The sequence below is a fragment of the Bradyrhizobium sp. ORS 285 genome (assembly GCF_900176205.1).
Lineage (GTDB): Bacteria > Pseudomonadota > Alphaproteobacteria > Rhizobiales > Xanthobacteraceae > Bradyrhizobium.
Window position 1 is genome coordinate 5316237 of sequence record NZ_LT859959.1, and the last position, 26490, is coordinate 5342726.

The 26490-nt window shown below is 67.1% G+C and carries 25 protein-coding genes; 14 read left to right on the forward strand and 11 right to left on the reverse strand.

Annotated elements, in window-relative coordinates; translation table 11 throughout:
* The first annotated feature begins 145 nt into the window (after positions 1-145).
* The 7 genes from BRAD285_RS23840 (at position 146) to BRAD285_RS23870 (ending at position 6878) form a co-directional block, all read left to right on the forward strand.
* Complete coding sequence (locus tag BRAD285_RS23840) at positions 146-631, forward strand: tRNA (cytidine(34)-2'-O)-methyltransferase (RefSeq protein WP_006612439.1); 486 nt, start codon at positions 146-148, stop codon at positions 629-631.
* The gene (queE, locus tag BRAD285_RS23845) at positions 628-1260 is read left to right on the forward strand and encodes a 7-carboxy-7-deazaguanine synthase (RefSeq protein ID WP_006612440.1); all 633 of its coding nucleotides are present in this window, start codon (positions 628-630) and stop codon (positions 1258-1260) included. The genes BRAD285_RS23840 and queE overlap by 4 nt, the downstream gene beginning before the upstream one ends.
* A 17-nt stretch (positions 1261-1277) precedes the next feature.
* Positions 1278-1643: a 6-carboxytetrahydropterin synthase gene (locus BRAD285_RS23850; RefSeq protein ID WP_006612441.1), complete on the forward strand. Its 366-nt coding sequence runs from the start codon at positions 1278-1280 to the stop codon at positions 1641-1643.
* Positions 1644-1858: 215 nt separating this feature from the next.
* Positions 1859-2746, forward strand: coding sequence for an oxygen-dependent coproporphyrinogen oxidase (hemF, locus tag BRAD285_RS23855; RefSeq protein ID WP_006612442.1), 888 nt, complete (start codon positions 1859-1861; stop codon positions 2744-2746).
* Between the two features lie 31 nt (positions 2747-2777).
* Positions 2778-3497 (forward strand): HAD family hydrolase, encoded by a 720-nt coding sequence (locus BRAD285_RS23860; RefSeq protein WP_006612443.1) that lies wholly within the window; start codon positions 2778-2780, stop codon positions 3495-3497.
* 210 nt (positions 3498-3707) lie between these two features.
* Complete coding sequence (locus tag BRAD285_RS23865; RefSeq protein ID WP_006612444.1) at positions 3708-5657, forward strand: diguanylate cyclase; 1950 nt, start codon at positions 3708-3710, stop codon at positions 5655-5657.
* Positions 5658-5819: 162 nt separating this feature from the next.
* Positions 5820-6878 carry a hypothetical protein gene (locus BRAD285_RS23870; RefSeq protein ID WP_035646714.1) on the forward strand — a complete coding sequence of 353 codons (1059 nt, stop codon included), beginning with the start codon at positions 5820-5822 and terminating at the stop codon, positions 6876-6878.
* Positions 6879-6905: 27 nt separating this feature from the next.
* Here BRAD285_RS23870 and BRAD285_RS23875 read toward each other — a convergent pair whose 3' ends face one another.
* The 6 genes from BRAD285_RS23875 to BRAD285_RS23900 form a co-directional block, all read right to left on the reverse strand.
* Positions 6906-7682, reverse strand: coding sequence for a TSUP family transporter (locus BRAD285_RS23875; protein ID WP_006612446.1), 777 nt, complete (start codon positions 7680-7682; stop codon positions 6906-6908).
* Positions 7683-7936: 254 nt separating this feature from the next.
* Positions 7937-8131: a hypothetical protein gene (locus BRAD285_RS23880; protein WP_035646716.1), complete on the reverse strand. Its 195-nt coding sequence runs from the start codon at positions 8129-8131 to the stop codon at positions 7937-7939.
* Between the two features lie 113 nt (positions 8132-8244).
* Positions 8245-9498, reverse strand: a complete 1254-nt coding sequence (locus BRAD285_RS23885; protein ID WP_006612448.1) for a CCA tRNA nucleotidyltransferase — start codon at positions 9496-9498, stop codon at positions 8245-8247.
* Positions 9495-9758, reverse strand: a complete 264-nt coding sequence (locus BRAD285_RS23890) for a DUF6111 family protein (RefSeq protein WP_006612449.1) — start codon at positions 9756-9758, stop codon at positions 9495-9497. Before BRAD285_RS23890 ends, BRAD285_RS23885 begins: the two co-directional genes overlap by 4 nt.
* Entirely contained in the window at positions 9755-10417 is a 663-nt protein-coding gene (locus tag BRAD285_RS23895) for a CoA pyrophosphatase (RefSeq protein WP_085962817.1), read from the reverse strand. The genes BRAD285_RS23890 and BRAD285_RS23895 overlap by 4 nt, the downstream gene beginning before the upstream one ends.
* An 8-nt stretch (positions 10418-10425) precedes the next feature.
* Positions 10426-11028, reverse strand: coding sequence for a DUF1285 domain-containing protein (locus tag BRAD285_RS23900; protein WP_006612451.1), 603 nt, complete (start codon positions 11026-11028; stop codon positions 10426-10428).
* Positions 11029-11292: 264 nt separating this feature from the next.
* Here BRAD285_RS23900 and BRAD285_RS23905 point away from each other — a divergent pair, with 264 nt between their 5' ends.
* The 6 genes from BRAD285_RS23905 (at position 11293) to BRAD285_RS23935 (ending at position 21301) form a co-directional block, all read left to right on the forward strand.
* Entirely contained in the window at positions 11293-12291 is a 999-nt protein-coding gene (locus tag BRAD285_RS23905; protein WP_006612452.1) for a MoxR family ATPase, read from the forward strand.
* The gene (locus BRAD285_RS23910; RefSeq protein ID WP_006612453.1) at positions 12291-13214 is read left to right on the forward strand and encodes a DUF58 domain-containing protein; all 924 of its coding nucleotides are present in this window, start codon (positions 12291-12293) and stop codon (positions 13212-13214) included. The genes BRAD285_RS23905 and BRAD285_RS23910 overlap by 1 nt, the downstream gene beginning before the upstream one ends.
* Positions 13211-16033: a DUF4159 domain-containing protein gene (locus tag BRAD285_RS23915; RefSeq protein ID WP_006612454.1), complete on the forward strand. Its 2823-nt coding sequence runs from the start codon at positions 13211-13213 to the stop codon at positions 16031-16033. Before BRAD285_RS23910 ends, BRAD285_RS23915 begins: the two co-directional genes overlap by 4 nt.
* A gap of 142 nt (positions 16034-16175) precedes the next feature.
* A complete protein-coding gene (locus BRAD285_RS23925; RefSeq protein WP_006612455.1) occupies positions 16176-18239 on the forward strand; it encodes a hypothetical protein in 2064 nt (687 codons plus the stop codon).
* A 200-nt stretch (positions 18240-18439) separates the two neighbouring features.
* A complete protein-coding gene (locus BRAD285_RS23930; protein ID WP_006612456.1) occupies positions 18440-18811 on the forward strand; it encodes a DUF2946 family protein in 372 nt (123 codons plus the stop codon).
* A 162-nt stretch (positions 18812-18973) separates the two neighbouring features.
* Positions 18974-21301, forward strand: a complete 2328-nt coding sequence (locus BRAD285_RS23935; protein WP_006612457.1) for a TonB-dependent receptor — start codon at positions 18974-18976, stop codon at positions 21299-21301.
* A gap of 131 nt (positions 21302-21432) precedes the next feature.
* Here BRAD285_RS23935 and BRAD285_RS23940 read toward each other — a convergent pair whose 3' ends face one another.
* The 4 genes from BRAD285_RS23940 to BRAD285_RS23955 form a co-directional block, all read right to left on the reverse strand.
* Positions 21433-21945 carry a GNAT family N-acetyltransferase gene (locus tag BRAD285_RS23940; protein ID WP_006612458.1) on the reverse strand — a complete coding sequence of 171 codons (513 nt, stop codon included), beginning with the start codon at positions 21943-21945 and terminating at the stop codon, positions 21433-21435.
* Between the two features lie 94 nt (positions 21946-22039).
* Positions 22040-23212, reverse strand: coding sequence for a M20 aminoacylase family protein (locus BRAD285_RS23945; RefSeq protein ID WP_006612459.1), 1173 nt, complete (start codon positions 23210-23212; stop codon positions 22040-22042).
* Positions 23213-23315: 103 nt separating this feature from the next.
* Positions 23316-24248, reverse strand: a complete 933-nt coding sequence (locus BRAD285_RS23950) for a glycosyltransferase family 2 protein (protein ID WP_172889801.1) — start codon at positions 24246-24248, stop codon at positions 23316-23318.
* 48 nt (positions 24249-24296) lie between these two features.
* Positions 24297-24860, reverse strand: coding sequence for an NUDIX domain-containing protein (locus BRAD285_RS23955; RefSeq protein WP_244422227.1), 564 nt, complete (start codon positions 24858-24860; stop codon positions 24297-24299).
* A gap of 76 nt (positions 24861-24936) precedes the next feature.
* On the opposite strand from BRAD285_RS23955, the gene BRAD285_RS23960 reads away from it, so the two are divergent.
* Complete coding sequence (locus tag BRAD285_RS23960; protein ID WP_035646719.1) at positions 24937-25821, forward strand: metallophosphoesterase; 885 nt, start codon at positions 24937-24939, stop codon at positions 25819-25821.
* An 8-nt stretch (positions 25822-25829) separates the two neighbouring features.
* Here BRAD285_RS23960 and BRAD285_RS23965 read toward each other — a convergent pair whose 3' ends face one another.
* Complete coding sequence (locus BRAD285_RS23965) at positions 25830-26378, reverse strand: hypothetical protein (RefSeq protein WP_006612463.1); 549 nt, start codon at positions 26376-26378, stop codon at positions 25830-25832.
* Between the last annotated feature and the right edge of the window lie 112 nt (positions 26379-26490).

Here is a 26490-nt window from a genome sequence, read left to right on the forward strand (position 1 = left end):
GCCCCGGTAGGAACAAGCCGTCCAGAATCGTTCTATTGGCACCCTTGCGATACGAGCGCAAGCCCGCTATCGGCCCCGCAGCACGCCATGCACCAATTCCCGCTTGGGAAGCGGACTTTCAGCCTCATCCTTAAGACCTATTCGCATGCAGATCGCGCTCTATCAGCCCGACATTCCGCAGAACACCGGAACGATTCTGCGCCTCTGCGCATGTCTCGGACTCGCCGCCCATATTATCGAGCCGGCCGGCTTTCCGGTGTCCGACCGGCAGTTCCGGCGCGCCGGCATGGACTATCTCGAGCAGCTCGACTGGCGGCGGCACGATTCCTGGAGCGCGTTCGAGGCGTGGCGGGCCGCGGCCGGCCATCGCCTGCTGCTGCTGACGACCAAAGGCGCAACCTCCTATCTAGATGTCAGCTATCGCCCGGACGACGTCCTGCTGCTCGGGCGCGAGAGCGTCGGCGTGCCCACGACGGTGGCAGAGGCAGCCGATGCGCGGCTGCGCATTCCGCTCAAGCCTGGCATGCGCTCGCTGAACGTCGCGATGGCGGCCGCGATGGCCGCCGGCGAGGCGCTACGCCAAGTTGGACATTTCGTCCAATTGCAATCTGCCGAAGGAGCGCGCGAGTGAGCTACGCGGTGAAAGAGATATTCATGACCCTGCAGGGCGAAGGTGCCCAGGCGGGGCGTGCCGCCGTATTCTGCCGCTTCGCCGGCTGCAATTTGTGGAGCGGCCGCGAGGCCGATCGCGCCAGCGCGACGTGCCGGTTCTGTGACACCGACTTCGTCGGCACCGACGGCACGCTCGGCGGACGGTATGACAGCGCCGCTGATCTGGCTGATGCCATCGCCGGGCAATGGACAGGCGGTGCGGCCGACCGCTATACGATCCTCACCGGCGGCGAGCCGCTGCTGCAGGTCGATGCCGACCTGATCGCGGCCCTCCACGCCCTGGGCTTTGCCGTGGGCATCGAGACCAACGGCACGCTCATTCCGCCTGACGGCATCGACTGGATCTGCGTCAGCCCCAAGGCCGGCGCCGAGCTGAAGCTGCGGCAGGGCCATGAGCTGAAGCTGGTCTATCCGCAGGCCGGCGCCGAGCCGGACAAGTTCGAAGGGCTCGCCTTCGAGCGCTTCTCGCTGCAGCCGATGGACGGGCCGGAGGCGGCCGCGAACACGGCGCGGGCCATTGACTATTGCCAGCATCATCCGCGATGGCGGCTCAGCCTGCAGACGCACAAGATGATCGGCATCAGATAGGGATTGTTGACGAAGCGATGTGGGAATTGACCAAATCGTTCACCTTCGAGGCCGCGCATGCGCTGTCGCATACGACGCTCGGCGAGGTGAGCCAGGAAATCCACGGCCACTCCTTCCGCGCCGAGGTCACGGTGCGCGGCATGCCGGACCCGAAGACGGGCATGGTGGTGGATTTCGGCGTGCTGACGCAGCGCCTGAGCGAGATCCAGGCCACGCTCGACCACAAGTTCCTGAACAAGATCGAGGCGATCGGGCTGCCGACCTTGGAGAACCTCTGCCGCTTCATCTATGAGCGCGTCCGCTCGATCGGCCACGTCACCAAGGTCAGCGTCCACCGCGACAGCTGCCGCGAGACCTGCACCTATTTCGGTCCGCAGGACTGAACGATTGTGGTAGTAGCCGAGTGTAGCGGCTTCGGCGGTCTCACCCTCCCCTGGAGGGGGAGGGTCGATCGCGAATGAAATGAGCGATCGGGGTGGGGTGATGCCGGAGACGACGGCCACCATCACCCCACCCCGTCTCCCATTCGCTCCGCTCATGTGAGCCGACCCTCCCCCTCCAGGGGAGGGTGAAGAAGAACGAGCCGGGGGAGACCGCCATGACCACTGCCGCCATCGAGGATCGCAAGGCCCGCGCCCGTGCCTGGTTCGAGAGCCTGCGGGACCAGATCTGCGCGGCGTTCGAGCGGCTCGAGGACGAGGCGCCGGCCGAGCTCTACCCGCGCACCCCCGCCCGCTTCGTGCGCACGCCGTGGGAGCGCACCGACCACAGCGGCGGGCATGGCGGCGGCGGCGTCATGAGCATGATGCACGGCCGGCTGTTCGAGAAGGTCGGCGTGCACTGCTCGACCGTGCATGGCGAGTTCGCGCCGGAATTCCGCAACCAGATCCCTGGCGCCTCCGAGGACCCGCGGTTCTGGGCGTCCGGCATCTCGCTGATCGCGCATCTGTGGTCGCCGCACGTGCCGGCGGTGCACATGAACACCCGCTTCGTCGTCACCACCAAGGCCTGGTTCGGCGGCGGCGCTGACCTCACCCCCGTGCTCGATCGCCGGCGCAACCAGGAGGACCCGGATACGGTGGCCTTCCACGCCGCGATGAAGAGCGCCTGCGATGCGCATGCGGCCGTGGCGTCGTATGACAAATACAAGAAGTGGTGCGACGAGTACTTCTACCTGCCCCACCGCAAGGAGCCGCGCGGCATCGGCGGCATCTTCTACGACCACCATGATTCCGGCGACTGGGACGCCGACCTCGCCTTCACGCAGGACGTCGGCCGCGCCTTCCTCAAAGTCTACCCGGAGCTGGTCCGGCGCAATTTCAGCGCACCGTGGACCGAAGCCGATCGCGAGGAGCAGCTGATCCGGCGCGGCCGCTATGTCGAATTCAACCTGCTTTATGACCGCGGCACCACATTTGGGCTGAAAACCGGTGGCAATGTGGAGTCCATATTGTCGTCGATGCCGCCTGAAGTGAAATGGCCGTGAAACTCGGATTGTTTGACCGCGTAGATTGATCATGACCGCCGCCCTGCCCCGCGCCATGCTGATCGACATGGATGACACCATCCTGTCGGCCTATGGCCGACCCGAGATCGCCTGGAACATCGTCGCCACCGAGTTCGCGGATGAACTCGCGCCGCATACGCCCCACGCGGTGGCCGCCGCGATCCTGGCGTCGGCCCGCAGCTTCTGGTCGGTCGCCGGCGCGGAGTGGCGGATGAAGCTGATCCAGGCGCGCCAGGAGGTAGTGAAGGGCGGCTTCGCGGCGCTCACCGACCCCGCCTTGCCGACGGAGCTCGCGATCCGCATCGCCGACCGCTTCACCCGTTATCGCGACGAGCAGATGTTCGTCTTCCCCGGCGCCCATGAGGCGATCGACGAATTCAAGGCCCGCGGCGTCAAGCTCGCACTGGTCACCAATGGCGAGGCCGGCCAGCAGCGCGCCAAGATCGAGCGCTTCGCGCTGGCGCATCGCTTCGACCACATCCAGATCGAGGGCGAGCACGGCTTCGGCAAGCCCGAGGAGCGCGCCTATCTCCATGCGATGGACAAGCTCGGCGTCGGTCCTGAGGACACCTGGATGATCGGCGACAATCTGGAATGGGAGATCGTCGCGCCGCAACGGCTCGGCATCTATGCGATCTGGATCGACGTTCATGGCGACGGCCTGCCAGAAGGCTCCGACATCAAGCCGGACCGCATCATCCGCTCGCTGACCGAGCTCGTGCCGGGGTGACGCGGCGTTAGCACGTCGTTCACCTCTGCGGCACACGCGCTCTTAACCAGGCGCAACGTTCACGGCCGCACCCGGCGCCCTCCGGAACTCCCGTAACTGAATCGAAATTCGCCCAAGCGTCTCATCGGCGCGGGGCTTGGAGGGGAGTAGGCGCCGATCCGGGCGCGCCGCTTCGACCGATCGCAAGCCGTCGGGTGCAGCGTCGGTGTCATGGCTCTCAATCTGCCGCAGATCTCCTTGAGCGTGTCGATCAAGAACTCGCTCCTGACCTCGGTCTTCCTGCTGCTGGCGATCCTCGGCGGCGTGTCGGTCATGGCCACGATGCGGCTGTCGGCGCTGCAGGACGCGGTCGAGGCGATCAATCGTGACCGTCTGCCGAAGATCCACGCGCTCGGCGATCTCAATGTCAGCATCGCCCATGCCCATCTGGTCGCCATCCGCGCCGCGCTGTCGACGGCACCGGAGCCGCGCGCCGAAGCCGAAGGCGAGCTCAAGCGTCGCATCGTCGAGGTGCAGGCGAAGATCGCGAGCTTCAGGGAGACGATCGGTTCTGATGCGCCGATGAAGATGGCGTTCGACCAGTTCGTCCACAAATGGGACCTGTATCTGAAGCAGCAGGCGGTGATGCTCGAGCCGGAGGTCGGCGCCAACCGCGAGCGGCTGGAGCATGTCGTCAACGTCCAGGCGCCGCCGATCTTCCAGGCCGTGGTTGACGCGATCGGCCATAGCCTCAAGCTCGCCGATCACCGGGCAGACAGCGCGATCGAGAGCGCTACGCTGGACGCGCAGCTGTTCCGGATCGTGCTGTGGTCGGTCAACGGCGTCAGCGTCCTGATCGGGCTCGCGACGCTGCTGTTCGTCATCCATGACGTGTCGATGCCGATCTTCCGCATCACCCGCAGCATGGAGGCGATTGCCAAGGGCGAGTTGCAGACCGAAATCCCCTATGCCGACCACACCAACGAGCTCGGCCTGATGGCGCGGGCGCTGGCGGTGTTCCGCAAGAGCCTCGTCGAGAACGAGCGGCTCAATGCAGCGACGCGCACGCTCTCAGAGCTCAGCGAATGGCTGCAATCGGCCAAGTCCGAGCCCGAGCTCTACCAGATGATCTCGACGGTGCTCGGCGGGCTGATGCCCGAGTGCACCGGCGCGCTCTACATCTACGCCGACAGCCGCGACGTGCTGGAAGTCGCCGCCGAATGGAACGGCACTTCGACGACCCGCTCGCTGCATCCGGACGATTGCTGGAGCCTGCGCCGCGGCCACGTCTACATCCACGGCACCAACGAGGTCGAATTCCGCTGCGATCACGTCCATGGCGACGTCGACGAGAACTATTGCTGCATCCCGATCCTCGCCCATGGCGAGACCGTCGGCCTGCTGCATGTCGAGTACAATCATCAGGGCGAGGAGACCGAAGCCGAGGCGAAGGCGCGCTTCGCCGACCGCGCCCGGCTTGGGCTTGCCTGCGCCGAGCATCTGTCGATCGCCATCGCCAACATCAAGCTGCGCGAGGGCCTGAGGGATCAGTCGCTGCGCGATGCGCTGACCGGGCTCAACAACCGCCGCTGCCTGATCGAGACCGCACGCCGCCAATTGCTGCGCGCGTCGCGCAGCCGCACGCCGGTCAGCATCGTCACGCTGGACATCGATCACTTCAAGTCGTTCAACGACAATCACGGCCACGAGGCCGGCGACACGGTGCTGCGCCATGTCGGCGAGATCCTGAAGACCGGCTTCAGCGGCGACGACCTGCCCTGCCGCCTCGGCGGCGAGGAGTTCGTCGTGGTCATGCCGAACTGCGGGATCGAGGAAGCCGCGCTGCGGGCGGAGGAGCTGCGCGCCCGGGTCGAGGCGCTCAACATCAGCTATGGCGACGGCATGCTGCCGCGGGTCACGGTTTCGGTCGGCGTTGCCGCCTATCCGGAAGCGGGCATGGACCTGACCGAGATCCTGCGCGTCGCCGACGGCGCCCTGTACCGCGCCAAGCAGAAGGGCCGCAACCGGGTCGAGCTCGCCTCAGGCGGCATGGTGCCGCCGATCGACGAGGTGACGGACCGCGCGGTGGCCGCGCTCGATGCGATCGTGGCGCGCGCCGAGACCCGGCCGATCGCGACTTCACCTTCGCCGTCCACTCCGAGCGCGGTGCGATCGAACTGACGTGCCTGGGACGCCCGGCTGAGCAGGACGGTCAGCGCCGGCGCCGCGCCGGTCCGAACGATCAACATGAGCAGGCAGCTCCGAAGCTCGCGCGCCGACCGTGGATCACACCCCGAGATTGTGTTATCCGTCAGCCACGCTTGACCGAGCGAAGGCTTGCTGATGACCTCACACGAGACCTCCGCCGACATCCCGGCCGCCATGCCCGGACGACCCGAGGCGGTCTCGGGCGCCGGTGCGCAGACGGCGACAGCGCCACCGGGCTTCTGGGCGCGCTTCCTGGACTGGAATCAGAAGCTGTCGGTGGTCAAGAACCTGACCTTCATCACGATCGCCACCGGCTTTCTTGGTGGCTATTTCCAGTATCTCAGCGCCTATGACGCGAAGGTCAGTGCGCTCGCCGAGGCCGACATGAAGGCGGCGACCGAGACCTTCGTGACGATCTCCAACGCCTATGCCGAAGCGCAGATGCTGCAGGAGCTGATCTTCTATAATTTTGCGGCGGCCACGGCCGCCGGTGTCGATCCCGGCGACAAGGCGCTGACGACGAAAGCGGCCAACGAGACGTTCGCGCCCTACACCAAGGCGCGGATGGCGCTGCGCCAGAACAGCAGCATCTTCGCGCACAAGGCGGAGATCTATATCGACTGGGCCAGCGACCGCGGCCGCGATCCCGATGCGCCGCGGGTGCTGGATCAGGATCCGCTCAACGAAGCGCTGCTCGGCACCTATGATTTCGACTGCGACGCCGAGGCCAACATGCCGCGGCTCGGAGTGACGGGTCCCGCCCTCGACGAGGCCGACCCGTGCAGGGCGGATGCGCCGCCAGCACAGCCGGCTCAGCGCATCAATCTCTGCGCCAGGCGCGAGCCCGGGCGGCGGCCGGTCACGATCGACTGGCAGAGCGCCAAGCACCATTTGCTGACGATGCATTTCTGCTTCGAGCAGTCGCACCGCCAGATCTCGACCGCGCGGGTCTGGGCCTCCAGCAACACGGTCGGCGATGACCGAGTGAAGGCGTTCAGAAACGATGAGGCGCGCTACCGCGCGGCGCTCGACAAGCAGGTGGTGCGGCTGAATGCGTTCATGAGGCTCACCATGGCGCGGCTGGAGAGCATTCGGGTGAAATACCGTCCGTCAGGCTTCCTCTGCCATCTGCCGCTGCTGCGCGACGCCGTCGGCCTGTTCAGCCGGGAGTGCACGCCGGTTCGCGTCAGCTGATGAGGACGCCGCGCGGGTTCGGTGCGGCTATGCGGCCGGAAGCAGGTGTCGCACGGCCGAGGCGATCATCACGCCGCCGCCGGTGATCATGGCGGCATCGAGGATCGCGGCATGGATATGCACCGGCATGCGCGCGACGAAGGCCTTGGCGAGGAAGGCGCCGGGCACCGCGACCCCGCCGATCAGCAGCGCGAAGGCGAGCACCTGCGCCGTGACGACGCCGGCGAGGCCGAATACCGAGATCTTGATGACGCCGGTCGCGACCGAGATCATCGCGTCGGTGGCGATGACCGCGGCGCCTTCGAGGCCCGCGGCCATCAGCAGCGACAGCAGGATGACGCCGGAGCCGGAGGTGCCGCCGACGAGCACGCCATAGCCGACCGCACCAGCCGCGAGCCCGCCATTGCCGATCCGGACGTTGCGCTTACGCAGGATGCGTCGCAGCGGGACGCTCATGATCAGCATCGTGCCGATGACGAAGGCCGCGCCGGCATTGGTCAGCCGGGTGTAGCCGTAGGCGCCGAGCGCGGTGGTGAGCGCTGCCGCAGCGATGACGATCCCGGCGCGGGTGCGATCGATCTGGCTGAGATACGCGCCGACCCGGCTGAGATTGGTGAGGATGGCGGAGATCGCGATGATCGGCACCACCGGCTCGGCGCCGACCATCGGCACCAGCACCAGCGGCATCAAGGCGCCGGTGCCGTAGCCGGCGAGACCACCGATGATGGAAGCGAATAAAGCGACGGACGCGACGAGCAGGAGCTGAAGCAGCGAGATATCGGCAAAGCCTGCCAGAAAATTCATGACCATCCGTCGCGGTTGACGCGCGCCGCCGCCTGATCGGCGATCGCGGTCAGCGATGACCCGCTGCGCTCACGCGGCGCCGACGAGCCATCCTCTGCGAGAGCCAGCTCATGGCCGAGATGCGGTTCCGCCGCAACCCCAGGCGCAAGGAATCGCGTGCATCAGGCGATCACGTCGGCGCGATGACCCCCCCGCTGCAACAACGCCGCGCAATGCGCGAAAGACCACTGAGGACACGCGCAACGGCCGATCGCTCAGCGCTCGGTGTAATCCCATGCGGTGTGCTCGCCGGACCAGATCTTATCGGGATCATAGATCCGCTCGCGACGCCGGGGCTTGAAGTCGCTCAGGCGAACGACCTCTCCCCGCGCTCGAACGGCGGCCTCGACGTCGGACGACGCGTCGGAATGCCAAACGCGCTGGCTGCGGATGATCTCGGGCTTGCTCAAGCGGACGCTCCTGACACCCGAAAATGTTATGTTATAACGTATCAAAAATCAAGTCGGCGGGAGATTCTCCGCCCAGCCACCACCTGACGGGCCCCGACTGCGGCAGGCGGAATTCAGGATCGTCCGTCGCGGTTGACGCGCGCTGCCGCTTGGTCGGCGATCGCGTTCAGCGACGCCTCGTCGAGCGGAAAGTCGGCCGCAAGCCAGGCATCCTCGGCCAGCGTCAGCACGTGGCCGAGCAGCGGCCCCTCTGCCACCCCGCGCGCGATGAAATCGGCCGCCTTGAGCGGCAGCTTCGGCGGCGTGAACCGCTGCGGCAACAGCGCGCGTTCGCGCCAGCGTGGATCATCGCGATCGCGCCCGGCGCGCGCCCAGCCGAGCAGCAGGCGGTCGCGATAGACGGTCTCGCCGAGACGATACAGCAGCCGCCGCACCCGGGCCTCGTCGGCTGACGCAAAGCGCCACCAGCGATGGCCCATGCCGTCGAGCCCCTTGGTCTCGGCATTGGACAGCTTCAGGCGGCTGCCAAGGCGGCGCGCGTCCTCAGTGACGGCCACCGCGAGCGCAGCGAGACGGCGCACCGCGCTCGGCGGCAGTTCGAGCTCGCGCTCGATCTCGATAATCGCCGCGAACGGCCCGAGATAGGCAACGCCGCCGAGCAGCGATGTCAGCAAGCCACCCTCGGCCATCGCGGTGAGCGCGCCGACGGCGCCGTCCGTCACCACAAGCTTCAGCATCTCCATGCGCACCCGCTCGGCCGACAACGTCGCGAGCCCGCTGCGTCCGACGATGCAGGCAAGATAACCGTCGCGATCGGGGTCACCGTGACCGAACGCCGCATGGATGCGGAAGAAGCGCAGGATGCGCAGATAATCTTCGGCGATGCGCTGGGCGGGATCGCCGATGAAGCGCACGCGGCGTTGTGCAATGTCGGCGAGGCCGCCGACATGATCATGCACGACGCCATCGGGGCCGACGGACAGCGCGTTGATGGTGAAGTCGCGGCGATGCGCATCGCCGACCCAGTCGCGACCGAACTCGACCTTGGCCTTGCGGCCGAAGGTCTCGGTGTCCTCGCGCAGGGTCGTCACCTCGAACGGATGGCCGTCGAGCACCAGCGTCACCGTGCCGTGGTCGATGCCGGTCGGCACGCTCTTGATCGAGGCGGCCTTGGCGCGCCGGATCACCTCTGTCGGCAATGCCGTGGTGGCGATGTCGATGTCGCCGATGGGAATGCCGAGCAGCGCGTTGCGCACGGCGCCGCCGACCACGCGCGCCTCCTCGCCGTCGCAGTTGAGCAGTGCGAGCACCCGCGCGGCCGCCCCCGACGAGAGCCAGGGCGCATGCAGCACTCGCCCGCCGATCACTGCTCGCTCCCCGGAACGAGCCTGCCATCCTCGACGTGAGCCGGCACATAGGTCGAACGCGGCGGCGCGCCGGAGAACGCGACAACCAGGAGCAGACTTGCAATTACCAACACCAGCGCCGCCACCGTCAATTTTGCAACCAGATGAAGCGGCCAGTGGGCGGGCACCAACAACCCCGATCTGGTCGCGAGCAAGAACAGCACATAGACAGCAAAAGGAATGAGGAAAATTCCGATTTCCGTCAACACGGCTCGGATCATGACAGATAGATCCGTTCGTACAACACCCGAAGAATGCCCGCGGTCGCGCCCCAGATGTAGCGTTCGGCGAACGGCATCGCGTAATACGAGCGCTCCATGCCACGAAATTCCTTGGAATGCAGCTGGTGATTGGCGGGATCCATCAGGAACGCCAGCGGCACCTCGAAGGCATCGTCGACCTCGCCCTCGTTGATCTTGAGCGTGAAACCCGGACGCACCCGCGCCACGGTCGGCAGAATGCGAAAACCGAATGCGGTGCCGTAGACGTCGAGATAGCCGATCGGATCGACGAAGCTGCGATCGAGCCCGACCTCTTCCTCCGCCTCGCGCAACGCGGCATCGAGCGGCGAGGCGTCGGTGACGTCGATCTTGCCGCCCGGAAAGGCGATCTGGCCGGCATGGCTCGACAGGTTCGGCGAGCGCTGGGTCAGCAGCACGGTGGGTTCGGGATGATCGACCACGGGGATCAGCACCGCCGCAGGCCGGATCGGCTGCTCGCGGGCGATGATCTCGAGCATCCGGTCGGTGCCGGAATCGCCGCTGGTCGGAATCACGTCGGGATCGAGCAGCGCCTGCGGAACGTCGAAGCGCAGCCGCTCGCGGCCACGCGCGAAGAATTCGGCCGAACTCGCCCCGACCGTCCTGGTCCTCACCACCATGGGCTCGTTCAAAGCGCCGCCCTCACCTCTTCTGCGTTGGCCATGGGGAAGAACGCACCTGACGACTCCACCCCGAACATGACCTCGCCATCGATCACCCGCTCCTCACCCATGTCAACAAGCTCATAGTAGAGCGCCCGCGTCACCTTGGCCCAGAGATCGGCGCGGACATGCAGATACGGCGTCAGGCCGCCGCTCTCGCCCGGCTCGAAGCGCAGCCGGTGCTCGGCATCGCAGGACACCCAATCGTCGACATTGGTGCGGAAGTTGAGGCGCACGCCCTGCCCGTCACGCTCCTTCCGCATTTCTACGGCCATGAACGGGACATCATCGACGCGAATGCCGACCTTCTCGACCGGCGTGACCAGGAAATAGCGGTCATTCTCGCGCTTCAGGATGGTCGAGAACAGCCGCACCAGCGCAGGACGGCCGATTGGCGTGCCCATGTAGTACCAGCTACCATCCCCGGCGATTCGCATATCGAGATCGCCGCAGAATGGCGGATTCCACAGATGCACCGGCGGCAGGCCTTTCCCGGATGTCCCGGCCTGCGTTGCGGCCGATGTCAGCCGATCGAGTCCGTTGTCGGTGCTCTGCCCTTGCTTCGCCATGGTTTGCCCTGAGTTTGCGTTCGCCTTGGCACGATTGGTGCAAGATTTTATCGCGCTCGTCTGTGCAAAAGTTCCAGGCGGCCGTGCACGTCATGTAAGGTCGCCATATCGTGATGCCGTCAATACCCCGGAATGCCGATAATATGGGGATAGTTTAACTCAACGAATACAGCGCCTTCGCATAGATTGGCAGCCGCGTCCTGACAAACTGGAGCAGAACGCTGGCAGACAAGTTGAAGATGCGGGGCAGAAGGAGCGACGGGAATGGCTGAGAACGCCGAGAAGCTCGAGGATGCGATCGTCCGATCGGCCGAACAGGTCTCCGGTCAGATCCGCGCAGCGAAGGAGGCGATCTCCGGCGTCATCTTCGGTCAGGACCGCGTGGTGGAAAACACGCTGGTGACGATCCTGTCCGGCGGCCACGCGCTGCTGATCGGCGTGCCAGGTCTCGCCAAGACCAAGCTGGTCGAAACGCTCGGCGTCACGCTCGGTCTCGACGCCAAGCGCGTGCAGTTCACGCCCGACCTGATGCCATCGGACATTCTTGGCGCCGAGGTGCTTGACGAGAGCACGGTCGGCAAGCGCTCGTTCCGCTTCATCGCCGGCCCGGTGTTCGCACAACTCCTGATGGCCGACGAGATCAACCGCGCCAGCCCGCGCACCCAGTCGGCGTTGCTGCAAGCCATGCAGGAGCAGCACATCACCGTTGCGGGCGCCCGGCACGATCTGCCGAAGCCCTTCCATGTACTCGCGACCCAGAACCCGCTGGAGCAGGAAGGCACCTATCCGCTCCCCGAAGCGCAGCTCGACCGTTTCCTGATGGAGATCGACGTCGACTATCCCGATCGCGACGCCGAGCGCCGCATCCTGTTCGAGACAACCGGCGCGCAGGAAAGCGCTGCGAAGGGTGCGATGACCGCGGATGCGCTGATCGCCGCGCAGCGGCTGGTGCGCCGGCTGCCGGTCGGCGATTCCGTCGTCGAGGCGATCCTGTCGCTGGTGCGCTCGGCGCGTCCCGGCCCGGAGGCCGGTGACGCTGGCAAGCTGATCGCCTGGGGCCCGGGCCCCCGCGCCAGCCAATCCTTGATGCTCGCGGTGCGCGCCCGCGCGCTGCTCGACGGCCGTCTCGCGCCGTCGATCGACGACGTGCTCGATCTCGCCGAGCCCGTGCTGAAGCACCGCATGGCGCTGACCTTCCCGGCCCGCGCGGAGGGCCGCACCATTCCGGACGTGATCCGGCAGTTGAAGAGCCGGATCGGTTGATGGCGACAGCACCGGGGCACGCCGACAAGGAGATACTCGCGATCCGGCGTGCCGATGGCGAAAGCCGGACGCTGGCATCCTCGCTGCCGCGCCTCGTGCTGGAAGCCCGACAGATTGCCGCCAACGTCATCCATGGCCTGCATGGACGGCGGCGCGCCGGCTCCGGCGAAAGCTTCTGGCAATATCGCCGCTTCGTCTCCGGTGAGCCCTCGCAACGCGTCGACTGGCGCCGCTCCGCGCGCGATGACCATTTGTATGTCCGCGAGCAGGAGTGGGAAGCCGCGCACACGGTGTGGATCTGGCCCGACCGCTCGCCCTCGATGGCGTTCGCCTCCAAGGGCGCGCGCGACAGCAAGCTGGAGCGCGCGTTAATCGTGACCTTTGCGCTGGCCGAGCTCTTGGTCGCCGGTGGCGAGCGCGTCGGCATTCCCGGCCTGCTCAATCCGACCGCGAGCCGCAACGTGATCGATCGCATCGCGCAGGCGATGTTGCATGACGAAGCTGCACGGCCGAGCCTGCCGCCATCCTTCGTGCCGTCGGCGCTCGCCGAGATCGTCGTGCTGTCGGATTTCTGGTCGCCGATCCCGGAGATCAGCACCATGCTCGCCGGCCTCTCTGCCTCAGGTGCACATGGCACGATGGTGCAGGTGGTCGATCCCGCGGAGGAGACCTTCCCCTATTCCGGGCGCGTCGAATTCGTCGAGCCCGAGGGCGGCGAGGTGATCACCGCCGGGCGCGCCGAGAGCTGGGCGCAGGACTACGTGGCGCGCGTCGCGCTGCATCGTGACCAGATCCGCGCCGAGACCGGCAAGCTCGGCTGGCTGTTCACGACGCACACCACCAGCCGTTCGGCGGCTGAGTTGCTGCTGTTTCTCCATGCCGGCATGACGACGAGCAAGGTTGGCGGAGGGCTGCGCGCATGATGGGTCTGCCGCTGTCGTTCGCCGAGCCGCTGCTGCTGACCGGACTGATCAGCCTGCCGGTGTTGTGGTGGCTGTTGCGGGTGATGCCGCCGCGGCCGCGGCGCATCGAGTTCCCGCCGACGCGGCTGTTGTTCGACATCACGCCGAAGGAAGAGACGCCGTCGCGTTCGCCGTGGTGGCTCACGTTGCTGCGCCTGATCGCGGCAGCGCTGGTGATCTTCGCGGCAGCCGGCCCGATCTGGAACCCGCGCACCGAGGCAGTCGGCAGCAAGGCGCCCTTGGTGCTGCTGCTCGACGACAGCTGGAGCGCGGCCGCGAGCTGGGACACCCGGATCAAGGCCGCGGACGAGATCATCGCCAATGCCGATGCTGACCGCCGTGGCGTCGCGCTGCTGCCGCTGTCGGAGCCCGCGCGCGATCTCACGCTGATGCCGGCCGGTGCGGCCCGCGTCGCGCTGCGCCAGATCGCGCCGAAGCCCTACACCACCGAGCGCGCCGATGCGCTGCCGCAGCTCGACCGCTTCCTCAAGGCCACCGGCGATGCCGAGATCCTGTGGTTCTCCGACGGCGTCGATCCCGGCCGCGGCAGCGAGTTCGTCACAGGTCTGGCCAAGACCATCGGCGATCGCAGCCTGACGGTGTTCGAAGGCGGCACGACCTCGACGCTGGCGCTGGCCGGCGCCGAGAACGCCGCCGCCAAGATGACGGTGAAGGTGCTGCGCGCCGACCTCTCCGTCCCCGGCGGCATTGTGCGCGCGCTCGATGCCAAGGGCTCGCCGCTCGGCGAGGCGCCGTTCAGCTTCACGGGCAATGCGCATGATGCCGAAGCGAGCTTCGATCTGCCGGTCGAGCTGCGCAACGACATCACGCGGTTGGAGATCGCGGGCGAGCGTTCGGCCGGGGCCGTGCAACTGCTCGACAAGCGCTGGCGCCGCCGCGCCGTCGGCATCGTCACGGGAGCGACCAGCGACACTGCACAGCCGCTGCTCGCGCCGACGTTCTATCTGACACGCGCGCTGTCGCCGTTTGCCGATCTCAGGCTCGGGGATCGCGGCGCGCCGCAGCAGGTCATCACGCAGTTCCTCGATCAGAAGGTGCCGATGATCGTGATGGCCGATGTCGGCACCTTGTCGCCGGAGCTGCGTGACCGTCTCAACGGCTGGATCGAGAATGGCGGCGTGCTGGTGCGCTTCGCCGGCCCGCGGCTGGCGCAGGGCGATGACGACCTCGTGCCCGTAAAACTGCGCCGCGGCGGCCGCACGCTGGGCGGCAGTCTCACCTGGGAGAAGCCGCAGCATCTCGCCGCCTTCGCCGCCGATGGCCCGTTCGCCGGCATCACCGTGCCGAAGGACGTCACCGTCAACCGCCAGGTCCTGGCCGAGCCCGATGCCGTGCTGGCGACCAAGAGCTGGGCCTCGCTCGAGGACGGCACGCCGCTGGTGACCGGCGAGCATCGCGGCAAGGGCCTTATCGCGCTATTCCATGTCAGCGCCGACATGCGCTGGTCGGATCTGCCGATGTCGGGCGCGATGGTCGAGATGCTCCGCCGCATCGTCGACATGTCCGGCTACACCTCGACGCCGGGGCCGGGTCCCGCCGGCGAGACCGCCAAGGCGACCTTGGCGCCGCTGCATATTCTCGACGGCTTCGGCGCCTTCGGACCGCCGCCTTCGACCGCCAAGCCGCTGCCGGCCGATTTCAACGACAGGGCCTCCCTGGATCATCCACCCGGCTTCTATGGCCCTGCCGACGGACCCACCGCCGTGAACACGCTCAGCCCCGCCGATCGCATCCTGCAGCTCGACACCTCGGCGCTGCGCGCCAAGCGCGCCAGCTACACCACCGCCGAGCCGCGCGATCTCCGCGGCATCCTGCTGTCGACCGCGCTGCTGCTGTTCCTGATCGATGCCGTCATCGTGGCGCTGCTCGGCGGCGCGCTGGCGTCGCTGATCCGGCGCCGCCGTCCGGCTACGGCGGTCATCGCTTTCGCGATGCTCGCAACGGCAGCCGTGCTGGCGATCGCGATGCCGACCAGCGCGCGCGCCGATGCGGCGAGCGATGACTTCGCGATGCGTGCGGTGTCGCAAACGCGGCTCGCTTACGTCGTCACCGGCAACGCCGACGTCGATTCCATCGTCAAGGCCGGCCTGACCGGGCTGACCTTGTTCCTGGCGCAGCGCACCGCGCTCGAAGCCGGCGATCCCGTCGGCGTCGATCCCGCGCATGACGAGCTCGCGTTCTTCCCGCTGATCTACTGGCCGATCGTGCCCGGCGCGCCGAAGCCGCCGCAGGACGCGATCAACAAGATCGACGCCTACATGAAGCAGGGCGGCACGGTGATCTTCGACACCCGCGATGCGGTCGAGGCGCCTCCGGGCGAGAACGGCGCGCAGCAGACGCCGGGCATGCAGTCGCTGCGCGAGATCTTGTCCTCGCTCGACGTTCCGGAGCTGGAGCCGGTGCCGCGCGAGCACGTGCTGACCAAGACGTTCTATCTGCTGCGCGACTTCCCCGGCCGCTTCACCGCGGGCCAGACCTGGGTCGAGGCGCTGCCGAAGGACGAGGACGAAGACAGCGCCTCCCGGCCCGCGCGCGGCGGCGACGGCGTGTCGCCGATCATCATCACCTCGAACGACCTCGCCGGCGCCTGGGCGATCCGTCCCGACGGACAGGCGATGCTGCCGATGGTGCCGGGCGAGCCGCGCCAGCGCGAATTCGCCTTCCGCGCCGGCGTGAACATCGTGATGTACACGCTGACCGGCAACTACAAAGCCGACCAGGTGCATGCGCCGGCCCTGATCGAACGGCTCGGGCAGTGATGATGCGAGTTGTTGGTCCCGGTCTAACAACAAAGGTCGTCATGCCCGGCCTTGAGCCGGGCATCCACGTCTCACCTTGTACGCAGAACGACATGGATGGCCGGGACAAGCCCGGCCATGACGACATGCTGGGATATGCCTCATGAACTACGGCATCGCGTTTACGCCTCTGGTCCCGACGATCGTGCTGTGGCTCGCGATCGGTGCCATCGTGATCATCGCCGCGCTGCTGCTGATCAGCCGCTCGCGCTCCGCCTGGATCCGCGTCGCCGCGCTGGCCCTGATCGCGCTCGCGCTGGCCAATCCGCAGTTCACGCGCGAAGACCGCGAGCCCCTCACCTCCGTCGCCGCCGTCGTCGTCGACAAGAGCCCGAGCCAGAACTTTGGCGACCGCACCAAGCAGACCCAGGCGGCCCAGGAAGCGCTGGTCGACAGCCTGAAGAAGATCAAGGGCCTCGAAGTGCGCGTGGTCGAGGCCGGCCAGGCGGACGGCGAGACCGACGGTACGCATCTGTTCGGCGCGCTGACCTCGGCGTTGTCGGACGTGCCGGTCGACCGCGTCGCCGGAGCGTTCCTGATCACCGACGGCCGCGTGCACGACATCCCCGGCAACATGGCCGCGCTGGGCTTCCAGGCGCCGCTGCAAGCGCTGATCACCGGGCAGAAGGCCGAGCGCGACCGCCGCGTCGCGATCACCGCAGCTCCTCGCTTCGGCATTGTCGGCCAGCCGCAGACTGTCAGCTTCCGTCTCGACGACCAGGGAGTCACCGGCGCCAGCGCCAAGGTCGTGATCCGCCGCGACGGCGAGGTCATCAGCGAACGCACCATGGCCAGCGGACAGACGTCGAAGATCGACGTCGACGTCAAGCATGAAGGCCAGAACATCGTCGAGATCGAGGCCTCCCCGCTCGACAACGAGCTGACCCTGGTCAACAACCGCGCCGTGGTGTCGATCGACGGCGTGCGCGACAAGCTGCGCGTGCTCCTGGTGTCGGGCGAGCCGCATTCCGGCGAGCGTACCTGGCGCAACCTCTTGAAGTCGGACGCCAGCATCGACCTCGTGCACTTCACCATTCTGCGGCCGCCGGAGAAGCAGGACGGCACGCCGATCAATGAGCTGTCGCTGATCGCGTTTCCGACCCGCGAGCTGTTCCAGCAGAAGATCAACGAATTCCAGCTGATCATCTTCGATCGCTACGCCCGCCAGGGCGTGCTGCCGATCGCCTATTTCGACAACATCGCGCGCTATGTCCGCAATGGCGGCGCTGTGCTGGTCTCGGCCGGCCCGGACTACGCGTCGAACACCAGCATCTGGCGCACGCCGCTCGACTCCGTGCTCCCGGCCGAGCCAGTCGGCGTCACCGAGAAGCCGTTCTATGCGCATCTCTCCGACGCGGGCAAACGCCATCCGGTGACGCGCGGGCTGGAAGGCTCGGCGTCGGAGCCGCCGCGCTGGAGTCGCTTCTTCCGCACTGTCGAGACGCGCAACGCCGTCAGCCCGCCGGTCATGACCGGCGCGGACGGCAAGCCGCTGCTGCTCTTGTCGCGCTTCGGCGCCGGCCGCGTCGCGCTGCTGCTGTCCGATCACATCTGGCTGTGGGCGCGCGGCTATGAAGGCGGCGGCCCGCATCTCGATCTGCTCAGGCGCATGTCGCACTGGCTGATGCAGCAGCCTGATCTCGACGAGGAAGCTTTGCGGCTGCAGATGCAGGGCAAGGATCTCGTCGTGGTCCGGCAGACCATGGGCGACACCGTGCCGCCGGTGACGGTGACCTCGCCGTCGGGCCAGACGCGCGAACTCACTCTTGCGCAGGGCGATCCCGGCGAGTGGCGCGCGACCTTGCCGGCCAACGAGCTCGGCCTCTGGCAGGCCACCGACGGCACCTTGAAGGCGCTGATCAATGTCGGCCCGACCAATCCGAAGGAGTTCTCCGAGGTCACCTCGACCACGGAGACCCTGAAGCCGCTGGCGCAGGCGACCGGCGGCGATGCCCGCCGCATTGCCGACGGCTCCAGCCTCGACATGCCGCGCATCGTGCCTGTGAGGTCGTCGACCTTGTTCAGCGGCGACGGCTGGATGGGCGTGCGGATGCGCGACGCCAGCGTCGTCAAGGGCGTCGGCGTATTGCCGATGTTTGCCGGCGTGATCGGCCTGCTGCTGCTACTCGGCGCGCTCGCTGCGACCTGGGTTCGCGAGGGACGCTGAGCCCGAGGCGCCCGCACCTGTTGGTGCGGGCAGCGTGGCGCGAAGAGCACAATGGCTCCGATTCTGCGCAAGCGTATCAGCGGCTCGATTGACGCCGCACCACCCCGCCTGCGATGTTACAATGTAACAACGGCTGAGCTGCTCAGCTGAACGGGGTGGCCGATCGACATGAGCCAGATCGACATGAGCCAGAGCTGGCCATGAGCTGGTTTCGCGCGAACATCAAGCATGGCTCGCGGCTGGCGCTGTTCGCGCTGCTGCTGCAGTTCGCGCTCGCCTTCGGCCATGTGCATTGGCTTGCCGGACAGATTGCTGACAGCGGCCGGGTTACGACCGCCCAGGCCCACAGCGGCTCCGCACCGGCAAGCCGGGACCCCGACCAGCAACCATCCGCCGAGGGCTGCGCGATCTGCGCCGTCATGGCGATGGCGCAGTCGATCCTGCTGTCGCCGGCCCCCGTTCTCACCCTTCCCGAATCAGTCGCCTTCCGTCTTCCCGACACGATCACGGTCGCTCTCGCGGCTGTCGTCATCGACGCCGCCTTCCAGCCACGCGCTCCTCCCCTCGCCTGATCCGAGCCGCTCAAGACGCTGCAATGGATGCGCTCATACGCGTCTCGCAGCGTGCAGGAATGGACCCCGTCGCACGGCGACGGCAGGCGCATCCCACCAGCAACAGACCACGTGGGACGCCTGATCTGGATCAGGAATGTAAGAATGTTGCCGAGAGCTTTGATGTCGGGCTGCAGCGCCGCAGCCATGTTGTGCGTTTTGGGCGCGAGCGCGCGTGCCGATGATCCCAAGCCGGCGGCAGCGGAGCTGCCGGAGGTCAACGTCACGGCACCGAGCCCGATCCGCGCCCGCAAGCCCGTCGTGCCGCGGCCCAATCCCACGGCTCGCGTGGCCGGCCGAGGCACGCGCGCTCCGTCGCCGTCACGCGAAGCTCAGACCGCGCCGCCTCCGCCGCAGCAGGGCGTGACGCCCATCGTTACCGACCAGTTCGCGACCGTCACGGTGGTGCCGAACGAGGAGCTGCGCCGCTCCGGCGCCGCGACGCTCGGCGATCTCTTGAACTCCAAGCCCGGCATCACCGGATCGAGCTTCGCGCCGGGCGCCTCAACCCGGCCGATCATCCGCGGCCTCGACGTCAACCGCGTCGGCATCGTCGAGAACGGCATCGGCGGTGGCGGCGCCTCCGATCTCGGCGAGGATCATTTCGTGCCGATCGATCCGCTGACCAGCGACCAAATCGAAGTCGTCCGCGGGCCCGCGGCGCTGCGCTACGGCTCGACCTCGATCGGCGGCGTCGTCAGCGCCACCAACAACCGCATTCCGCAGGCTTTGCCGACCTGCTCGACGACGCCGTTCCAGACCTACGGCCTGCCGGCGAGCGCGCCGGCCGCGGGCGCCGCGCCTTGCGTCACCGCGGAGACGCGTACCTCCGTCAGCTCCGTCGATCGCGGGGTCGAAGGCGGCGTGCTGCTCGACGCGGGCGGCGGCAATTTCGCGCTTCACGCCGACGCCTATGGCCGCAAGACCGGCGATTATGCGATCCCCGGCTATCCCTACCGGTTCGATCAGACCCGCCCGGTGAACGGCCGCCAGCCGAACTCCGCCGTACAGAATGACGGCGCCTCGATCGGCGGTAGCTACTTCTTCACCGGCGGCTTCATTGGCGCTGCGATCCAACAGACCGATGCGCTCTACCACATCCCCGGCATCGACGGCGCCGACAGCCGCACCCGGATCGACGCCCACCAGACCAAGATCACCGCCAAGGGCGAGTACCGGCCGGACTCCGCCGCGATCGACGCCATCCGCTTCTGGGCCGGCGCGACCGACTATCGGCACAACGAGATCGGCTTGGCTGATACGACCGATCCGACCACCGACGGCGTGCGCCAGACTTTCACCAATCGCGAGCAGGAAGCGCGCGTCGAGATGCAGATGATGCCCGTCAATCTGCGCTTCGCGACGCTGACGACCGCCTATGGCGTGCAGGCCGGACACCAGGAGCTGAATGCGCCGAGCCCCGACAATCCCGGCTCAGTGTTCAACGGCCTGTTCGGTCCCAACACCAACAATCGCGTTGCCGGCTACGTCTTCAACGAGCTCGCGTTCGCGCCCTCCACCAAGGCGCAGATCGCCGGCCGCATCGAGCATGTCTCGCTGAACGGCTCGACGCCGAACTTCCCGGTCGACTATCTGCCGGATGGCACGCCGCAGGCCAACATCGCGCGCAACCCGTCCTACACGCCGAAGAGCGCGAGCGTCGGCCTGTTGCAGAACCTGCCCGGCGATCTCGTTGCCAGCGTGACCGCGCAATATGTCGAGCGCGCGCCGAAGGCGGCCGAGCTGTTCTCGCGCGGCGGCCACGACGCGACCGCGACGTTCGACATCGGCAATCCGAACCTCGGAATCGAGACCGCCAAGACCGTCGAGGCGGGCCTGCGCAAGGCGACCGGTCCGTTCCGCTTCGAGGCCACCGCCTACTACACGCAGTTCAGCAACTTCATCTATCGCAGGCTGACCGGCGTGATGTGCGACGATGATTTCGCCTCCTGCGGCACGACGGGCACCACACTGAACCAGGCCGTCTACTCACAGCGCAACGCGCTGTTCCGCGGCTTCGAGTTCCAGAGCCAGTACGATGTCTCCCAGCTCGGCAGCGGCATCTGGGGCATCGAGAACCAGTTCGACGTCGTCCGCGCCACCTTCCCCGACGGCACCAACGTGCCGCGCATCCCGCCGATGCGCGTCGGCGGCGGCCTCTTCTGGCGCGATGCCAACTGGCTGACGCGGATCAATCTGCTGCACGCCTTCGCGCAGAACGACATCGCGCCCATCGCGGAGACGCCGACGCCGGGCTACAACCTCTTGAAAGCCGAGGTCAGCTACCGCACCAAGCTCGATCCGAACATGTTCGGCGCCCGCGAGATGCTGGTCGGCATGGTCGGCAACAATCTCTTGAACGAGAAGATCCGAAACTCCGTGTCCTACACCAAGGACGAGGTGCTGCTGCCCGGCATCGGCGTGCGGATCTTTGCGAATTTGAAGTTCTGAGTGGCGGATGTAAGGGGCGCGGCGATCGAGCCGCGTCCCTTGTCGTCATTGCGAGGAGCGAAGCGACGAAGCAATCCAGAGACCGGATGGGACTCTGGATTGCTTCGCTCGCAATGACGGAGAGACCGAGATTACTTCGCGTGATCCCAATCCGGCCGAATCTCGCCCTCGACGCCCTCGAACGCGCCATCGACCAGCTCGTTCACCAGCAGCCGGTTGTAATCCACCGGGCCCGGCATGATCGCCCGGCCCTTCGGCACCGGCTTGAAGCCGACGCGGGTGTAATAGGCGGCGTCGCCCACCAGCAGGATGAAGCTGTGGCCCTGCGTTCGCGCGTCCGAGATCGAGCGCTCCATCAGCATGCGGCCGATGCCGTGCTTGCGGAACGGCGGCTCGACGGTCAGCGGCCCGAGCATTAGTGCCTTGGTGTCGCCGACGCAGATCGGCAGCTGCCGGACGGAGCCGACCAGCAGGGTGCCGATATGGGCCGTGAACGACAAGGCGAGCAGATGATCGACATGCTCGCGCAGGCGGTAGGCGCTCAGCACGAAGCGGCCGGGGCCGAAGGTACGTTCATGCAGCCGCTCGATGGCTTGCGCATCGCCCGGCTTCTCGGCGGAGATCGTAATGGACAGGTCACTCATGTGGGGTGGCGGGATAGCATCCCCGAGCGGCGCGGTCCATGGCTCCCTCTCCGATCATTGCCCCGGCGGCGAGCAGCCGGGTTCCGGCATCGGCTCACTCCGCCGGCATCGTCTTCTCGACCAGCCGCACCCAATAGGATGCGCCATGGCCGAGGATGTTGTCGTTGAAGCGATAGGCCGGATGATGGCAGTCCCTGCCGTCGCCCATGCCGAGGAAGACGAAGGCGCCGGGACGGGCCTGCAGCATGAAGGCGAAATCCTCCGCGCCCATCAGCGGCGGCGCGCTGTCGACGACACGCTCGGCGCCGACGATATCGCGGGCGACATCGGCGGCGACATTGGTCTCGCGCGCGTGGTTCATCGTGATCGGATAGAGCCGGGTATATTTCGTCGTCGCCGAGCCGCCATAGGTGCGCGCGATGCCGTCGGCGACTTCGGCGATGCGGCGCTCGACCAGGTCCTGCACCTCCGGATCGAGCGTGCGAACCGTGCCTTTCAGCTCGACCGTCTCGGGGATCACGTTCATCGCCTTGCCGGCCTCGACCATGCAGATCGAGATGACGGCGGATTTGATCGGATCGACGTTGCGCGAGACGATCGACTGCAGCGCGGTGATGATGTGCGCGGCGATCAGCACGCTGTCGACCGCCTTGTGGACGCCGGCGCCGGCATGACCGCCCTTGCCGTGCACGGTGATCTCGAGCTGGTCCGACGAGGCCAGCATCGGGCCTGGCCGCAGCGCGAACACGCCCTCGGGCACGCCAGGCGCATTGTGCAGGCCGTAGACCTCCTGGATGCCCCAGCGGGTCATCAGGCCGTCATCGACCATCGCCTTGCCGCCCGCGCCGCCCTCCTCGGCCGGCTGGAAGATCACGATCGCGGTGCCGTCGAAATTGCGGGTGTCGGCGAGATGCTTGGCGGCGCCGAGCAGCATCGCGGTGTGGCCGTCATGGCCGCAGGCATGCATCAGGCCCGGCGTCTTCGACGCATACGGCACGCCCGAGGCTTCCTCGATCGGCAGCGCATCCATGTCGGCGCGCAGACCGATGATGCGGCCCGAATCGGTCTTGCGGCCGCGGATGACGCCGACCACGCCGGTGCGGCCGATCCCCGTCACGACCTCGTCGCAGCCGAACTCGCGCAGCCGCTCGGCGACGAGGCCGGCGGTGCGGTGCACCTCGTACATCAGCTCCGGATGCTCATGGAAATCGTGGCGCCAGGCCGCCATGTCGTCGGTGAGCGCGGCGATGCTGTTCAGGATGGGCATGTGAAACGATGTTCTCGTTGAACGTGGACCAGCCCGAACCATGGCCGGAACGGCCGGCGGACACAAGCTTCGGTCCCGCGATGGCAGCCCCTCGATCCCAGCGTCAGCCTCCCACCGGTGATTGCGACAGATACGCCAGCAGCTTCATCTCGCGGCGGCCACGCGTGACGGTATCGAGCACGAGGCCCGAGGAGGCCGACAGCAGCGCCATGATCATCAGGCCCATCGACAGCACCGCGGTCGGCAGCCGCGGCACGAGCCCGGTCTCGATGAAGGTGACGAAGATGGGAATCGCGAAGCCGATCGAGACCAGCGCCAGGAAGATGGCGATCGCGGTGAAGAAGCGCAGCGGCTTCTCCGAGCGGTACAGCTTCAGGATGGTGTTGAGGATCCGGAAGCCGTCGCGCCAGGTGTTGAGCTTGGAGACCGAGCCTTCGGGCCGCGCGTAATACGGCGTCGCCACCTCGGTCACCGGCAACGCCAGCTCCAGGGCGTGAACCGTCAGCTCGGTCTCGATCTCGAAGCCATCGGACAGCACGGGGAAGGATTTGACGAAGCGGCGCGAGAACACGCGGTAGCCGGACAGAATGTCCTTGAACGCCTGGCCGAACACCTCGGCGAGGAAGCTCGTGAGCATCCAGTTGCCCGTGCGATGGCCCATGCGATAGGCGGCCTGCTCCTGGTCGACCCTGAGGCCCACCACCATGTCGAGCCGCTCGGCCACGAGCCGCTCGATCATCACAGGCGCGCTCGGCGCGTCGTAGGTGGCGTCGCCGTCGACCAGCACGTAGATGTCGGCATCGACGTCGGCGAACATGCGTCGGACGACGTGGCCCTTGCCCTGCCGCCGCTCGCTGCGCACCTCGGCGCCGGCCGCGCGCGCGACCTCGACGGTGCTATCCTTGGAATTGTTGTCATAGACGTAAACGACAGCCGTCGGCAGCGCCTGCTTGAAGTCGCGGACCACGGTCGCGACCGCCGCCTCTTCATTGTAGCAGGGCACCAGCACGGCGATCCGCATCGGTTGTGAGCTCATGAACCCGTCTCCCATGGCCGGGAGAGTGCCCGCATTCGGTGCAGAATCTCATAATGGCCCGGCGCCTTCGGGCCGCCATGTCGGAATGATCTTAACGCCATCCAGCACCTCGCGCAGGCGGGACAGCGTGCCCAATGTCGTTCCCTCGGGCAGAGCATCGCGCGCGAAAAAGCCGGTCTCGACGATCTCGCGGTTGGGCTCCGGCGGTCGGTCCTGCGTAAACCCTTTGATAACGAAGACGGCGACGTGATCGCGTGGCGAGACGTGGCTGTTGAGGAAGATGCCGTGCAGCTCCGGCTCGCCTTCGAGCGCAATCCGGCCTTCCTCGAACAGCTCCCGCTCCAGCGCCTCCAGGAACGTCTCGCCGACCTCGACACCGCCGCCCGGCAGGTGCCAGCCCGAGACATAGCCATGCCGGACCAGGAACACCCGGTTCTCGGCATCCAGCACCACGCCGCGGACGCCGAGCGTCATGCCCCGGGCGAAGCGCCAATAGAGGTGAAATCCGCGCCGGAGCACCGGCTCGAACCGGATCCGCAACCTGCTGAGCTGTGTTGTCGTCAAATCGCGTGATCCCCGGTTGGTCTTGCGCTCGACGGCCGGGCTTGCCATGAGAGCGCCAGCATGAGGGATAGCACGACATGACCGTTGCGCGCGCACGCATCCGCCATTGGCGCCGGGACAGGTGATGGCCGCCTTCACGCTCGCCCATCTGTCCGATCCGCATCTCGCGCCAGTCCACCGGCCGCGCCTGTCCGAGCTCGCCGGCAAGCGGGCGCTCGGCTATCTCAACTGGACGCGCAACCGCTACAAATATCACCGCCGCGACATCCTCGACCTGCTGATCTCCGACCTGCACACGCAGATGCCGGACCAGATCGCCGTCACCGGCGATCTCGTGAACTTCGCGCTGGAGTCCGAATTCCCGCTCGCTCTGGCCTGGCTCGAGACCGTCGGGCCGCCGGACAAGGTCACAGCGATTCCCGGCAATCACGACGCCTATGTACGCTCGACCCGACTGCGTTTCGCCGAGAGCTTTGCCGCCTATTTCGGCGGCGATGCAGCGGGCCCCGCGGCATTCCCCTCGCTGCGCCGGCGCGGACCGCTGGCGCTGATCAGCCTGTCCTCCGCCGTGCCCTCGGCGCCGTTCATGGCCACGGGCCGGATCGGCCACGCGCAGCTCGCAGCGTTGGAGCAGCTGCTCTCTTCGCTCGCGCATGAGCCGCTGTTTCGCGTGCTGCTGGTGCATCATCCCTTGCGCTCGGCCAACCGGATGAAGCGGCTGACCGATTCCAAGGAGCTGATCGCGCTGCTCGCACGTCACGGCGTCGAGCTGGTGCTGCACGGCCATGATCACGTGCATTCGACGATCTGGATCGACGGCCCAGAGCGCAAGATTCCGGTCGTCGGCGTACCCTCCGCGTCGTCGCTCGCGCACGGCCACACGCCGGCCGCGGCCTACAACATCTTCGCTGTCGCCCCCGAGGGCAATCACTGGCGCTGCGACATGACCGTGCGCGCCGTCAACGAGGCGCGGCGCGTGCGCGAGATCCGCCAGATCCGCCTGCTCTGACCGCGTGGTCAGAACGAGATCGGCTTCAGACTCTCGTACAGCGCGAAGCCGAACAGCGACGCCGCACCTAGCACGAAACCGAGCACGAACGGCCAGAATCGCCCACGCCGCGGCTCGCCATCCGCCCGCGCCTGCTCGCGCGCCACGCTGAAGGCGCGCTCGCGCTCCACCATGCGGCGGGCGACGTAGTCGGTGACAGCCTTCACGATCGCGCCGATGTCGTGCGATTCGGCCAGCACGATGCGGCCGTTGCGGGTGTCCTGCACGAAGCGGTACTGCCGCTTGTCCCGCCCCATCACCACATGGGCGACGACGTCGATCCACAGCCGCGGCGTCTCGCCCTGGCTGATGCCGCGATCGAACAGATCGATCTGGTTGGGAATCTCGGCGAAGAGGGGATCGAGCGCATCGCTGAGGATCTCGAGCCGCGCCACCTCGGCATCGCGCAGGTCGACCACGACGCCGGTTCGGTCCGCGGCCTCCAGCCGGGCCTGACGCAGCGCCTCGCGCAGGCGCACGGGACGCGGTTCGGTGCTGCTGTCGGGGGCCTCGGACATCGCTTACGCTTTCACGGTTCGGCCCTGGTTTCGCCAGGATTTCTCCCATTAACCTATCAGTAACCCAGTATTCCGCAAACCCCATTTGTCTTCAAAGACTTATACGCACGCT

Bases quoted from the DNA above. Each gene is read 5' to 3' on its own strand.
- BRAD285_RS23840 (WP_006612439.1), top strand. From the start codon at position 146: ATGCAGATCGCGCTCTATCAGCCCGACATTCCGCAGAACACCGGAACG.
- BRAD285_RS23850 (WP_006612441.1), top strand. From the start codon at position 1,278: ATGTGGGAATTGACCAAATCGTTCACCTTCGAGGCCGCGCATGCGCTG.
- hemF (WP_006612442.1), top strand. From the start codon at position 1,859: ATGACCACTGCCGCCATCGAGGATCGCAAGGCCCGCGCCCGTGCCTGG.
- BRAD285_RS23860 (WP_006612443.1), top strand. From the start codon at position 2,778: ATGACCGCCGCCCTGCCCCGCGCCATGCTGATCGACATGGATGACACC.
- BRAD285_RS23865 (WP_006612444.1), top strand. From the start codon at position 3,708: ATGGCTCTCAATCTGCCGCAGATCTCCTTGAGCGTGTCGATCAAGAAC.
- BRAD285_RS23870 (WP_035646714.1), top strand. From the start codon at position 5,820: ATGACCTCACACGAGACCTCCGCCGACATCCCGGCCGCCATGCCCGGA.
- BRAD285_RS23875 (WP_006612446.1), bottom strand. From the start codon at position 7,682: ATGAATTTTCTGGCAGGCTTTGCCGATATCTCGCTGCTTCAGCTCCTG.
- BRAD285_RS23890 (WP_006612449.1), bottom strand. From the start codon at position 9,758: ATGATCCGAGCCGTGTTGACGGAAATCGGAATTTTCCTCATTCCTTTT.
- BRAD285_RS23895 (WP_085962817.1), bottom strand. From the start codon at position 10,417: ATGGTGGTGAGGACCAGGACGGTCGGGGCGAGTTCGGCCGAATTCTTC.
- BRAD285_RS23900 (WP_006612451.1), bottom strand. From the start codon at position 11,028: ATGGCGAAGCAAGGGCAGAGCACCGACAACGGACTCGATCGGCTGACA.
- BRAD285_RS23905 (WP_006612452.1), top strand. From the start codon at position 11,293: ATGGCTGAGAACGCCGAGAAGCTCGAGGATGCGATCGTCCGATCGGCC.
- BRAD285_RS23910 (WP_006612453.1), top strand. From the start codon at position 12,291: ATGGCGACAGCACCGGGGCACGCCGACAAGGAGATACTCGCGATCCGG.
- BRAD285_RS23915 (WP_006612454.1), top strand. From the start codon at position 13,211: ATGATGGGTCTGCCGCTGTCGTTCGCCGAGCCGCTGCTGCTGACCGGA.
- BRAD285_RS23925 (WP_006612455.1), top strand. From the start codon at position 16,176: ATGAACTACGGCATCGCGTTTACGCCTCTGGTCCCGACGATCGTGCTG.
- BRAD285_RS23930 (WP_006612456.1), top strand. From the start codon at position 18,440: ATGAGCTGGTTTCGCGCGAACATCAAGCATGGCTCGCGGCTGGCGCTG.
- BRAD285_RS23935 (WP_006612457.1), top strand. From the start codon at position 18,974: ATGTCGGGCTGCAGCGCCGCAGCCATGTTGTGCGTTTTGGGCGCGAGC.
- BRAD285_RS23940 (WP_006612458.1), bottom strand. From the start codon at position 21,945: ATGAGTGACCTGTCCATTACGATCTCCGCCGAGAAGCCGGGCGATGCG.
- BRAD285_RS23945 (WP_006612459.1), bottom strand. From the start codon at position 23,212: ATGCCCATCCTGAACAGCATCGCCGCGCTCACCGACGACATGGCGGCC.
- BRAD285_RS23950 (WP_172889801.1), bottom strand. From the start codon at position 24,248: ATGAGCTCACAACCGATGCGGATCGCCGTGCTGGTGCCCTGCTACAAT.
- BRAD285_RS23955 (WP_244422227.1), bottom strand. From the start codon at position 24,860: ATGGCAAGCCCGGCCGTCGAGCGCAAGACCAACCGGGGATCACGCGAT.
- BRAD285_RS23960 (WP_035646719.1), top strand. From the start codon at position 24,937: ATGGCCGCCTTCACGCTCGCCCATCTGTCCGATCCGCATCTCGCGCCA.
- BRAD285_RS23965 (WP_006612463.1), bottom strand. From the start codon at position 26,378: ATGTCCGAGGCCCCCGACAGCAGCACCGAACCGCGTCCCGTGCGCCTG.